Here is an 11,299-nt window from a genome sequence, read left to right on the forward strand (position 1 = left end):
GTGTTCGACGTCACGCAACACCTCTTCGGCGAGCCCCGTGGAGACCCCCCTCCCGAGCCCCGGAACATGCCCTCGCGGACACGAATCGGGCACCCGGGCGGACTTTTCCGGACGACGCCCACTACGCTGCGTAGTGCAGGGTTTCGCGCGCTGCAATTCGACTTCGTTTGACCTGGGAGGATCGGGTGTCAGTGCTTCCACTATCCGCACGGCGGTCGGCGGTTCGGCCGTCTCGTCTGGCCACCGCTGCAGCCACGATCGGCATCGCCGTTGCCCTGGGCACCACCGGTTGCGGTGCGGGACAGATCTCGCAGACCGCCAACCAGCTGCCCGCAGTGAACGGTGCGAACGTCAACATCGACACGCTGCAGCTGCGGGACGTGCAGATCCTCTACCCGGAGAAGGACGCACCGACCGTCTTCGGCAACGGCGGACCATTCGAGCTCGCGTTCGTCGTCGCGAACTCCGACCAGACCGCGTACTACCGCCTTAAGGAGATCAAGCCCGAGAAGGGTTCGGTCGAGTTCGTCGAGGGCAGCGACTCCGCGGCTCGCGTCATCGCGCCGGGGCAGGCCCTCAGCAGCGGCACGCCCGTCGGCTCCGTCCGGGACAGCGAGAAGAAGGTCACCGCCGAGCTCACCAACGCGGGCGACACCGTCGCCGCCGGCCTGACCACCGACCTGACCTTCGTCTTCGAGAAGCGCGAGGGCAACGGCTCGTGGGTCCCCGCCGGTGAGACCACCGTGCAGACCCCGGTAGACGCCGGCGCGGAACTCGAGCGCCAGGACGTCGCGCGCAACGCGGAGCCGACGTTCTACAACTAGCATCACGGAGCGGTCGGCCCCGGGGACTCCGAGGGCGGCACACCCGAGACCGGACACGAAGAGGGCGGCGGGCACTGACCCCTCCCCTGAAGACGCACGACGAGGCCCGGCATCCGCCGGGCCTCGTCTGTTCTGTCGGTCCGCCCGCTTAGGCTGACCGGGTGGCAAAACCCAAATCCTCGTATCGCTGCACCGGCTGCGGTCATCAGGTCGCCAAGTGGGTCGGACGCTGCCCCGAATGCAGCGAGTGGGGATCGATCGACGAGGTCGCCGGCGCACCCACGTCCTCCCGGACGACCGCCGCGGTGGCGCCGTCGAGCCCGGCCCTGCGCATCACCGAGGTCGACGCCCAGTCCACCGCGGCGGTGCCCACCGGCATCGGGGAACTCGACCGCGTCCTCGGGCGCGGCGTCGTCCCGGGGTCGGTCATCCTGCTCGCCGGAGAACCCGGCGTCGGCAAGTCGACGCTGCTGCTGGAGACCGTCAAACACTGGGCGGCCCAGGATCGCGTCGCGCTCTACATCACCGGCGAGGAATCGGCCGGTCAGGTCCGTATGCGCGCCGAGCGCACCGGCGCGGTGCACGCCAACGTCTACCTCGCCGCCGAAACCGATCTCGCGACCATCCTCGGCCACGTCGACACCGTGCGGCCGTCGCTGATGATCATCGACTCGGTGCAGACCGTCGTCGCGTCCGGCGCCGACGGCGTGACCGGTGGCGTGACGCAGATCCGCGCCGTCACCACCGCACTGGTCTCGCTGGCCAAGAACCGGGGCATCGCGGTGATCCTGGTCGGCCACGTGACCAAGGAGGGCGCGGTCGCGGGTCCTCGTTCACTCGAGCACCTCGTCGACGTCGTACTCGCCTTCGAGGGCGACAAGCACTCGACGCTGCGGATGGTCCGCGGCGTGAAGAACCGTTTCGGCGCCGCCGACGAGGTCGGCTGTTTCGAACAGCGCGACGACGGCATCCACCAGGTGCCCGATCCGTCGGGAATCTTCCTGCACCAACGGGATTCGGACGTCAGTGGCAGCGTCACGATGGTGACGATGGACGGCAAGCGGGCGCTCGTCGGCGAGGTACAGGCGCTCGCCAACGGGACCGAGATGTCCAACCCCCGTCGTGCGGTGTCGGGCCTCGACTTCAACCGGGTGGCGATGGTCCTCGCCGTGCTGCAGGCGCGCGCCGGCCGCAAGGAACTGGGCAAGTCGGAGGTCTACCTGTCGACGGTCGGCGGCATGCGCGTGACCGAACCCGCCGCCGACCTCGCCATCGCGCTCTCGGTCTATTCGACCCTGACCCAACGCCCCGTCCCCCAGTCGACCGTCGTCATCGGCGAAGTCGGACTCGGCGGCGAGATCCGTCGGGTGTCGGCGGTGGCGCGACGCCTGGCGGAGGCCAAGCGGCTCGGCTTCCGCGAGGCCATCATCCCCGCGGCCACCGACGAGGAACTTCCGAAGGGCATCCGCATCCTCCGGGTCGCCAACCTCGGCGACGCCGTCCACCTACGCGACTCCGACCCGGTGGACGCGCCGTTCTGAGCCGACCTCAGAGCTGAGGCTTACCGCCAGGTACTCCGCCGCCTTGGCGCTGTTCTCGACGTGATCGGCGAAGTGCGCCCGGACGTCGATCTGGACGAACAGGCCGTTCGCCCGCGCCACCGGCCGCTCCGGATCACCGAGGTGCGCAACACCTTCGACGTAGATCTTGCGTCGCTGCTTGCCCAGGATCTCGGCATGCAGGTGCAGGGTCTTGCCCACCGGGATGGGCTGCAGGAAGTCGACCTGGAGGTGCGCGGTCACCGCCGCCGGACCGATCAGCCGCGGCGTCATACCCATGACGTCGTCGAACGCACTGGAGAGGATGCCGCCGTGGATCACGCCGGGCCCGCCCTCCATCCACTGCTGGACGGGCATCTTCGCGTCGACGCTGAAGCCCTCGCCCGCGTACATCTCGAGGTGTAGGCCGTGTGGGGACTCTGGGCCACAACCGAAGCACGTCATGTTGTGCGGACGCATGAGTTCGCCCGGTTCGGACGTCTTCGGGTGACGCTCGAGCACGTCGAGTTCGTCGGGCACCACAAAACTGCTGCTCTTCACATCCCGGTACCCTAGTCACCGTTGTGACGACCTGCTTCGACGGGCGTCGTCCGCCCGGGGTGTCCCGGTGCCGAAGGGGAGACATGGTTGCCGAAGTGGTGAAGTCCGAGCTCACGCGTGAGACGTTGGCGCGCGTCGCGCCGGGCACCCCGCTGCGCGACGGCCTGGAGCGGATCCTGCGCGGCGGTACCGGCGCCCTGATCGTGCTCGGTCACGACTCCGACGTGGAGAAGATCTGCGACGGTGGCTTCCACCTCGACGTCGAATTCGCCCCCACGCGGCTGCGCGAGCTCGCCAAGATGGACGGCGCGGTGGTCTTGTCGACCGACGGCAAGCGCATCGTGCGCGCCAACGTCCAGCTCGTGCCGGACCCGTCGATCCCCACCGAGGAATCGGGCACCCGGCATCGCAACGCCGAGCGCACCGCGATCCAGACCGGCCACCCGGTCATCTCGGTCAGCGCTTCGATGTCGATCGTCAGCGTCTACGTCGACGGTGCTCGTCGTGTCGTGGAGAGCCCTGACCCCATCCTGTCGCGCGCGAACGTCGCCCTGGCGACCCTGGAGCGCTACAAGGCACGCCTCGACGAGGTCATCGCCGCGCTCTCGCGCGCCGAGATCGAGGACTACGTGCTGCTGCGCGACGCCATGTCGACCGCACAGCGCATGGAGATGGTGCGCCGGGTGTCGGTGGAGATCGAGGAGTACGTCCTCGAACTGGGCACCAACGGCCGGCAGGTGAGCCTGCAGCTCGAGGAGCTCATCAGCGACAACGACACCATGCGCGAACTCCTCGTCCGCGACTACTACGCCAGTCCCGAACCCGCCACCGCCGAGGACGTGCGGCAGGCGCTCGAGGTGATCGAGGGACTCAGCGATGCCGATCTCCTCGACCTCACGCAGCTCGCGGGCGCCTTCGGCTACCCGACGACGATCGATGCCCAGGACAACGCCATGAGTCCGCGCGGCTACCGGCTGCTCGCTCGCATCTCCCGTCTGCAGTTCGCGCACGTGGACCGGCTCGTCCGCAGCTTCGGCACCCTGCAGGCTCTGCTCGCCAGCACCTCGGCCGACCTCCAGGCCGTCGAGGGCATCGGCAGCATCTGGGCGCGGCACATCCGCGAAGGCCTTTCCCGGCTCGCGGAGACAAGCATCGAGCGATACGACTAGAGCCCCGACGAATCGGGCTTCAGACGATCAGGGTTTTCTGACGATCAGGGTTCTTGCGCCGGGGCGACCACGTTGAAGGTGATCGGGAACGACTCGCGCTCCCCGATCTTGCCGATCGCCGAGTAGGAACCGGCGGGCACCTGCGTCCGCGGACGCTCACAGCCGGGGCTGCTGGTGGTACCCGACCAGGTGATCGTGTCCTTGACCTGCTGTGCGGGCTTGAGGACGACGTTGTTCACGGTTTCGATCGGCGAACAGTCACGCGCCGACCACAGGGTGCGCGACCCGTCGAGCGTCCGCACGATCACGTTCTGAGCGGCCTTGCCCACATCGCGTGTGCAGTCGGACAGACCGGCGTTCGTGGTGACGATCGTGAAGACCGGCTGCTGGCCGATCGTGTACGTCGGCTTGTCGGTGTAGAGGACCACCGAGATCGCCTGGTCCGGGCAGAGGTTGGGGCCGGCGGGGCCACCGGGGACTCCTGCGGGGCTCGCCGATTCCGGAGGTGAGGACGCCGACGCGGACGCACCACCCGGGGCTCCGGCACCGGCAGCATTGCCGCCCGGAGCGCCACCGGCGCCGGCGTCTCCGGCGGCGGGCGGTTCGGACGACGGCGGCGCCGACTCCGAGGACGGAGCCGCACTGCTGGGAACGGATGAGGTGGCCGCGGTGTTCTGCGGCGCGTCACCACCCGACGTCATCCACACGATGAGAGCCACGACCAACCCCACGACGACCAGTGCAGCACCCCCGGCGACAACGCGTCGTCGCCAGTAGATCTCGGGGGGCAGCGGGCCCTGGGGTTCGATCACGACCACAACGCTAACGGCCGGATCTTGACTTCCGGTTGATCACGTGCGGCGTGTCGCGGCCGAAAAACAGTCCCCAACAGGCAAAGTCTAGAGTTCGCCTTCAGGTTCCGGGTCGTCCGGAGCGATTCAGGCGGTCTCCGCCACCACGTGGGCCTGCGGCTGCTCGCCGATGTCGCCGTACACGCCCTGCAGGCTCACCCGGCCCTCGCTCAGCTTGTAGGTCAGGCCGACGATCGCGAGTCTCCCGGTGCTGATGCGGTCGGCGATGATCCGGCTGCGCTGCATGAGCAGGCGCCCGGTCTCGACGACGTGGCGGGCCTCGAACTCGTCGACCCGGGTGAGGCCCTCGCTGCGTCCGGCGAGAATGCTCGGGGTGACTCGTTCGACGACGTCGCGGATGTAGCCGCCGGGGATCTGCAGATCGTCGAGGGCGTCGAGGGTCGCCTTCACCGCGCCGCAGCTGTCATGGCCGAGAAGCACGATCAGCGGCACGTCGAGGACCTCGACCGCGTACTCGAGCGAACCCATGACCGCGGAGTCGATGACGTGGCCGGCCGTGCGGACCACGAACATGTCGCCGAGACCCTGATCGAAGATGATCTCGGCGGCCAGACGGGAATCGGCGCAGCCGAAGAGGACCACATGCGGGTGCTGCCCGTCGGCGAGCCGCGCCCGATCCTCGATACCCTGGCTCGGATGTTGAGATTCTCCGGCCACAAATCGGTCGTTTCCGTTGCGCAGGACGCGCCAGGCTTCGCGGGGTGTCTTTCCGATCATGACCAATAGTGTGCCACCGGAGCGATTGATCGGTTGGTTCGGCACCCATGAGCGCGACCTGCCGTGGCGGGACCCGGCATGTACCGGATGGCAGATCCTCGTCAGCGAGATCATGCTGCAACAGACCCCGGTCTCCCGGGTGTTGGAGCCGTGGCGGATGTGGGTCGAGCGCTGGCCGGTGCCGTCGGCGATGGCCGTCGAGCCTGCCGGTGAGGTCCTACGTGCCTGGGGCAAGCTCGGGTACCCCCGGCGCGCCCTGCGCCTCCACGAGTGCTCCAAGGTCCTCGCACGTGATCACGGCGACCGAGTGCCCGACGACGTCGAGACGATGCTCACGCTGCCCGGCATCGGCGACTACACCGCGCGGGCGGTCGCGTGCTTCGCCTACGGCCGGGCGGTACCCGTCGTCGACACCAACGTCCGCCGCGTCATCGCGCGCGCGGTGCACGGTCGCGAGCAGCCCGGTAACCCGTCACGCCGCGACCTCGACGACGCCGAGGCGCTGCTCCCCCGGTCCGGCGCGCCGCGGTTCTCGGCGGCCCTGATGGAACTGGGCGCACTGGTGTGCACGGCACGAAACCCCAAGTGCGACAACTGCCCTCTCGTCGACTGCACCTGGGTCCGGCGCGGCCGTCCCGCGCACACCGGCCCACCGCGGAAGGCCCAGAAGTTCGCCGGCACCGACCGGCAGGTCCGCGGCCTGCTGCTCGACGTCCTGCGCGGCACCACCGGTTCGGTGGACCGGGCGAAGCTCGACGTGGTGTGGACGAGCGACACCGCCCAGCGCGACCGTGCCCTCGACTCCCTGCTCGTCGACGGGCTCGTGGAGATCACCACCGACGGGCGCTACTGCCTTGCTGGCGAGGGCTGAAGCCGTCCGACCGACGGGCGACACCGCAGGTCATAATTCGTGCCAAGGTCGATGACCAGTCATTTGATCGTTCGGGCATAGTCTCCCGCTGGACCCGGATCGTTGCTAATGTCCCGATCCATGAGTCAGCCGCCGTATCCTCCTGTCCCGCCGTCGGACCCGAATCAGCCGGGTGGACAACCAGGGCAGCAGCCGCCCCAGTACGGGCAGCAGCCGCCTCCCCCACCCCAGTACGGTCAACAGCCCGGGTTCGGGCAGCAGCCACCCCAGTACGGCCAGCAGCCTGATCACGGACAGCCGCAGTACGGCCAGGCGCCGCCTCCGCCGCCCCCGGGTGCGCCGCAGTACGGGAGCGCGGGCGCGTACCCCGGCGCTCCCGGCGCCCCAGGCACCAAGGTCGATGTGGGCGAGGCGTTCTCCTGGGCCTTCAACAAGTTCAAGAACAACGTCGGCGCCATGATCCTGCCGGGTCTGGCGGTGTTCCTGCTGGGGGCCGCACTCATCGCGGTGGGTTTTTCGGCAGTCGCACTCTTCGGCACCACCGAAACAACCTATGACCGCTTCGGCAACGAATACACCGAGACGTCGCTGGGCTTCGGAGGCTCGATCCTCTTCGGCCTGGTGTACCTCGTCTTCATCGTGGGCCTGCTCTACATCCAGGCGAGCATCATCTCGGGCGCGGTCCGCGTCGCCAACGGCGAACCGGTGACGGCGAAGTCGTTCCTGACCCCGATCCGCTTCGGGCCGGTCGTCGGCACCGCGATCCTGGTCGGCATCATCACCGGAATCGGCTACGCCCTGTGCATCATCCCCGGCATCATCGCGATGTTCTTCCTGATGTTCTCGGTGGTCGCCACCATCGACAAGAGCCTCTCGCCGATCAACGCGATGAAGAACTCCTTCGAGCTGACGAAGTCGAAGGTCGGTGACTCGATCATCACCCTGCTGGTCACCTACGCCATCAACCTGGTCGGTGTCCTGGTCTGCTACGTCGGCCTGATCGTCGCCGCCCCGGTCGCCCAGTTGTTCCTGGTGCACTGCTGGCGTCGACTCAACGGCGCACCGATCGCACCCGCCGATCCCGCCTGATCCACAGCCCACCCATTCGGGGCGCGCACGAGACATCGTGTGCGCCCCGATCTATTCGGGTCAGGTGTCGAGCCCGGACAGAAAGGCCTCCACCGCACCGCGATACACGTGCGGCGCGTCGTCGTGGACGAGGTGCCCGGCCCCCTCGACCCGTAGATACTGCGCGCGCTCGTTGACCTCACACATGCGGCGCATCTGCCCGGGCGGGGTGACCGTGTACTCGGCTTCGATCACCAGCGACGGCACCGCGACCTCTTCCCACTCCGACCAGAAGTCGCGAACGCCCCATTCGTCGGCGATCGCGCCCCACGACGGAATCCGGCCATGGAGCCGCCCGTCGTCGAATGCCTCGTAAAAGTACCGGCCGGCCACCGGACCGAACATCGCGACCGCGTCGTCGACGGAATCGAAACGCTCGGGCCAGGACTCGAACCAGGGCGTCCAGTTGGTGGTGGTCCGACCGCGGAAGTCGGGTGCCATGTCCTCGAGTACGAGCGCCGCCACGAGCTCCGGATAGGCGGCGGCGGTGCACCAGGCGTGCAGTGCCCCCATCGAGTGCCCGATGAGTACCGCCGGTCCGCGGTCGATCCAGGTGAGGATCTCGGCGAGGTCGGCGACGAACCGCTCGGTCGCGAGTTCTGTTGCGCTCTCCGGCTCCTCGACATCGGCGCCGGTGTGGAAGGCCGCGTCGTAGGTGAACACCCGGCCGTACCGGCGCAGCCACGGCACCTGTCGCCGCCACGTGCGCCCACGCCCCATCAGCCCGTGCAGCAGGACGATCGGCCGAGCCGTCGTGCCGTCGTCGAGCGGTCCGCGGGCGTCGTCGACGACCACCGGACCCCCGTGGTCACGGAACCCGATCTCGCCGATCGCGTGGGTGTCGAACATGGCCGAAACTGTAGCCGCCCGACCGATGCCTCGAGCCGGACAACACCGTCACGACCGCACTCGCAACGCCTATGGTGGACGCATGGCTGTTGTGAAGATCAATGCAATCACCGTTCCCGAGGGCGCCGGACCCGAACTGGAGAAGCGGTTCGCCAACCGCGCCCACTCGGTCGACGGTTCCAAGGGATTCCTCGGGTTCCAGCTCCTGCGTCCGGTGAAGGGCGACGACCGCTACTTCGTCGTGACGCAGTGGGAGTCCGAAGAGGACTTCCAGGCGTGGGCATCCGGCCCGGCACGCGAAGCGCATGCCGGAGAGCGGGCCAAGCCGGTCGCCTCGGGTGCCGATCTGCTCGAGTTCGAGGTCGTCCTCGACGCGCGCCCCAGGGCCTGACGGAGCAGCCCTGAGTTCGTCGATCCCCGCCGGCGAGCAGTTCGTCTCGCCGATGTTCCCGCTCGGCACCGCCCTGCTGCCGGGTGGCGAGTTGCCGCTGCGTGTCTTCGAACCGCGCTACCGGCAGATGGTCGGCGACCACATCGCGGAGTCCGACGGGCGATCGACCGTGCGTTTCGGCGTCGTGTTGATCGCCCGCGGCTCCGAGGTCGGTGGCGGCGAGGTGCGGTGCGAGGTCGGCACGCTGACACTCGCCGACGTCACCGATCGACTCCCGGACGGTCGGGCGCTGTTGTCCGGCACCGGCACTCATCGCTTCCGGATCGTCGAATGGCTTCCCGACGATCCGTATCCCCTCGCCCGCATCGAGGTGCTCCCCGAACCGGCCCCTTCCGAGGTCGACCTCGAGCGGCTGCACTCGATCGACCAGCGCCTCCGCGTCATCATGCGGCAGACTCTCGAGGCCGCCGGCAAGGACGTCTACACGATCTTCGCCGCACTCGACATCATCGACGCCGATCCCGCGATGGCAGACATCTCGCCCATCTACCGCTGGGCCAACCGACTCCAGGTCGAGCCCCACGATCAGCAACGCCTCCTCGAGGCCGCCGACCCGTCCGGACAGCTCGATGTACTCGACGACGTCATGGAAGGACTGGAGGCCCGCGCGGCGTTCGGGCGGGGCTGATTCGCGCCGCCCCTGGCGGCGAAGTTAGAACGTGTTCTAGTATTGCGTGTGCCGTAGTTCACACTTGCCCGCGTGCGGAGAGAAATCCGCCGCTGACCGGCAAGGACCCGTCCTCCTGAGGAGCACACGCGTAATGACCGAGACCGTGGAGTCCCACACCGCAACAGTCACCGGCGGCGGGGATCAACCCCAGTTGCTCATCGGCGGCCGATGGGTCGACCCCCATTCCAGTGAGACCCTCGAGGTCTTCTCCCCCGCCACCGGGGAGCGTGTCGGGTCCGTGCCGCACGCCGACGCCACCGACATCGACACCGCCGTCGGGGCGGCCCGCGCGGCCTTCGACTCCGGCGTCTGGAGTTCGACGCCCCCGGCTCAGCGCGCCGACATCATCGCCAAGGTCGCCGACCTCATCGACGAGCGCGGCGACGAGATCACCGCGCTGGTCTCGGCCGAGATGGGCGCCCCGCCGAGTGCGATCGCCACCCTGCAGCAGCTGCCCGGCACTGGTGTCCTGCGCGCCTACGCCAACGCCGCCCGCGACTACCAGTGGGAGGAGTACCGGACCGGCCTGTTCGGCACCACCCGCATCACCCGCGAGCCGGTCGGCGTCGTCGGCGCGATCTGCGCCTGGAACGTTCCGCTGTTCATCACCTGCAACAAGATGGGCGCGGCCCTCGCCGCCGGCTGCTCGGTGGTCCTCAAGCCCGCCCCGGAGACCCCGCTCACCGGTAACTACGTGGCCCAGCTGTTCATCGAGGCCGGCGTGCCCGCCGAGGCGATCTCGGTGGTCACCGGCGGCACCGAGACCGGCCAGGCCCTCGTCGCCCATCCCGACGTCGACAAGATCACCTTCACCGGTTCGACCGCCGCGGGCAAGGCCATCGGCGCCGCCTGCGCCGAGACCCTGAAGCGCTGCTCGCTCGAGCTGGGCGGCAAGTCGGCGGCGATCGTCCTCGACGACGTCGACATCGCCGCGAACGCCTTCATGCTGACGTTCCTCGGCCTGTTCAACACCGGCCAGGCCTGCGTCGCGCAGACCCGAATCCTGGTGCCGCGCAGCCGCCAGGACGAGATCGTCGCGGCGATGGTCGAGGCGGCGAAGGCCATGAAGGTCGGCCTACCGTCGGATCCGGAGGCCCAGCTCGGGCCGCTGATCACCGAAAAGCAGCGCCAGAAGGTCGAGGAGTACATCGAACTCGGCAAGAAGGCCGGTGCCACACCGGTTCTCGAGAGCGAACGTCCCGCCGGTCTCGACTCGGGCCACTTCCTCACCCCGACCATCTTCACCGGCGTCACCAACGACATGGCCATCGCCCAGGAGGAGATCTTCGGCCCCGTCCTGTCGGTCATCGCCTACGACGACGTCGACGAGGCCATCGCCATCGCCAACGACTCCGACTACGGACTCGCCGGCACGGTGTGGACCAACGACGTCGAGCGCGGCATCGAGATCTCCACCAGGATCCGCACGGGCACCTTCGGGATCAACTGGTACGCAATCGATCCCGAGTCCCCCTTCGGCGGCTACAAGAACTCCGGCATCGGCCGCGAGAACGGCCGCGAAGGCCTGGAGTCCTTCCTCGAGCACAAGTCGACGATGCTGCCGATGGGCTACGAGGTCTCCAGCAACTAGACCCTCACCTCTCACAGGGGGAAGTACCGGGGCCGGACGCCAGGCGTCCGGCCCCGAT

Annotated in this window: 11 protein-coding genes and 1 pseudogene; 8 read left to right on the forward strand and 4 right to left on the reverse strand. The window is 68.5% G+C overall.

Annotated features, from left to right (window positions below; translation table 11 throughout):
• Positions 1–191: 191 nt before the first annotated feature.
• Positions 192–902: pseudogene (locus tag BJF87_RS00910) on the forward strand (hypothetical protein).
• Between the two features lie 83 nt (positions 903–985).
• Positions 986–2,365: a DNA repair protein RadA gene (gene radA, locus BJF87_RS00915; RefSeq protein ID WP_006358495.1), complete on the forward strand. Its 1,380-nt coding sequence runs from the start codon at positions 986–988 to the stop codon at positions 2,363–2,365.
• On the opposite strand, the gene BJF87_RS00920 is transcribed toward radA, so the two are convergent.
• Positions 2,330–2,923 carry a PaaI family thioesterase gene (locus BJF87_RS00920; RefSeq protein ID WP_396246691.1) on the reverse strand — a complete coding sequence of 198 codons (594 nt, stop codon included), beginning with the start codon at positions 2,921–2,923 and terminating at the stop codon, positions 2,330–2,332. The two genes, radA and BJF87_RS00920, sit on opposite strands and share 36 nt — an antisense overlap.
• An 83-nt stretch (positions 2,924–3,006) precedes the next feature.
• On the opposite strand from BJF87_RS00920, the gene disA reads away from it, so the two are divergent.
• Positions 3,007–4,092: a DNA integrity scanning diadenylate cyclase DisA gene (disA, locus tag BJF87_RS00925; protein WP_006865342.1), complete on the forward strand. Its 1,086-nt coding sequence runs from the start codon at positions 3,007–3,009 to the stop codon at positions 4,090–4,092.
• Between the two features lie 44 nt (positions 4,093–4,136).
• Here disA and BJF87_RS00930 read toward each other — a convergent pair whose 3' ends face one another.
• Both BJF87_RS00930 and BJF87_RS00935 read right to left on the reverse strand, forming a co-directional pair.
• Positions 4,137–4,904 carry a hypothetical protein gene (locus tag BJF87_RS00930; protein WP_006358492.1) on the reverse strand — a complete coding sequence of 256 codons (768 nt, stop codon included), beginning with the start codon at positions 4,902–4,904 and terminating at the stop codon, positions 4,137–4,139.
• Between the two features lie 126 nt (positions 4,905–5,030).
• On the reverse strand, positions 5,031–5,681 hold the full coding sequence (locus BJF87_RS00935; RefSeq protein WP_035751798.1) for a carbonic anhydrase: 651 nt from the start codon (positions 5,679–5,681) through the stop codon (positions 5,031–5,033).
• Here BJF87_RS00935 and BJF87_RS00940 point away from each other — a divergent pair.
• The gene (locus BJF87_RS00940) at positions 5,680–6,552 is read left to right on the forward strand and encodes an A/G-specific adenine glycosylase (protein ID WP_035751799.1); all 873 of its coding nucleotides are present in this window, start codon (positions 5,680–5,682) and stop codon (positions 6,550–6,552) included. The two genes, BJF87_RS00935 and BJF87_RS00940, sit on opposite strands and share 2 nt — an antisense overlap.
• Positions 6,553–6,672: 120 nt before the next feature.
• Entirely contained in the window at positions 6,673–7,641 is a 969-nt protein-coding gene (locus tag BJF87_RS00945; protein ID WP_042376195.1) for an integral membrane protein, read from the forward strand.
• A gap of 60 nt (positions 7,642–7,701) precedes the next feature.
• On the opposite strand, the gene BJF87_RS00950 is transcribed toward BJF87_RS00945, so the two are convergent.
• Complete coding sequence (locus BJF87_RS00950) at positions 7,702–8,529, reverse strand: alpha/beta fold hydrolase (RefSeq protein WP_075862508.1); 828 nt, start codon at positions 8,527–8,529, stop codon at positions 7,702–7,704.
• 82 nt (positions 8,530–8,611) lie between these two features.
• Between BJF87_RS00950 and BJF87_RS00955 the strand changes: the two genes are divergently transcribed.
• The 3 genes from BJF87_RS00955 to BJF87_RS00965 all read left to right on the forward strand — a co-directional run bounded on the left by BJF87_RS00955 (position 8,612) and on the right by BJF87_RS00965 (position 11,241).
• Complete coding sequence (locus tag BJF87_RS00955; protein WP_006358487.1) at positions 8,612–8,920, forward strand: antibiotic biosynthesis monooxygenase; 309 nt, start codon at positions 8,612–8,614, stop codon at positions 8,918–8,920.
• A gap of 52 nt (positions 8,921–8,972) precedes the next feature.
• Positions 8,973–9,608: an LON peptidase substrate-binding domain-containing protein gene (locus BJF87_RS00960; RefSeq protein ID WP_075862509.1), complete on the forward strand. Its 636-nt coding sequence runs from the start codon at positions 8,973–8,975 to the stop codon at positions 9,606–9,608.
• Positions 9,609–9,741: 133 nt separating this feature from the next.
• On the forward strand, positions 9,742–11,241 hold the full coding sequence (locus tag BJF87_RS00965; RefSeq protein WP_075862510.1) for an aldehyde dehydrogenase: 1,500 nt from the start codon (positions 9,742–9,744) through the stop codon (positions 11,239–11,241).
• Positions 11,242–11,299 lie beyond the last annotated feature (58 nt).

It is taken from the genome of Gordonia sp. CNJ-863 (assembly GCF_001942325.1).
Taxonomy (GTDB): Bacteria; Actinomycetota; Actinomycetes; order Mycobacteriales; family Mycobacteriaceae; genus Gordonia; species Gordonia alkanivorans.

Coding starts and splice junctions, on each gene's coding strand:
- disA (WP_006865342.1), top strand. CDS start 3,007: ATGGTTGCCGAAGTGGTGAAGTCCGAGCTCACGCGTGAGACGTTGGCG.
- BJF87_RS00940 (WP_035751799.1), top strand. CDS start 5,680: ATGACCAATAGTGTGCCACCGGAGCGATTGATCGGTTGGTTCGGCACC.
- BJF87_RS00935 (WP_035751798.1), bottom strand. CDS start 5,681: ATGATCGGAAAGACACCCCGCGAAGCCTGGCGCGTCCTGCGCAACGGA.
- BJF87_RS00945 (WP_042376195.1), top strand. CDS start 6,673: ATGAGTCAGCCGCCGTATCCTCCTGTCCCGCCGTCGGACCCGAATCAG.
- BJF87_RS00950 (WP_075862508.1), bottom strand. CDS start 8,529: ATGTTCGACACCCACGCGATCGGCGAGATCGGGTTCCGTGACCACGGG.
- BJF87_RS00955 (WP_006358487.1), top strand. CDS start 8,612: ATGGCTGTTGTGAAGATCAATGCAATCACCGTTCCCGAGGGCGCCGGA.
- BJF87_RS00960 (WP_075862509.1), top strand. CDS start 8,973: ATGTTCCCGCTCGGCACCGCCCTGCTGCCGGGTGGCGAGTTGCCGCTG.
- BJF87_RS00965 (WP_075862510.1), top strand. CDS start 9,742: ATGACCGAGACCGTGGAGTCCCACACCGCAACAGTCACCGGCGGCGGG.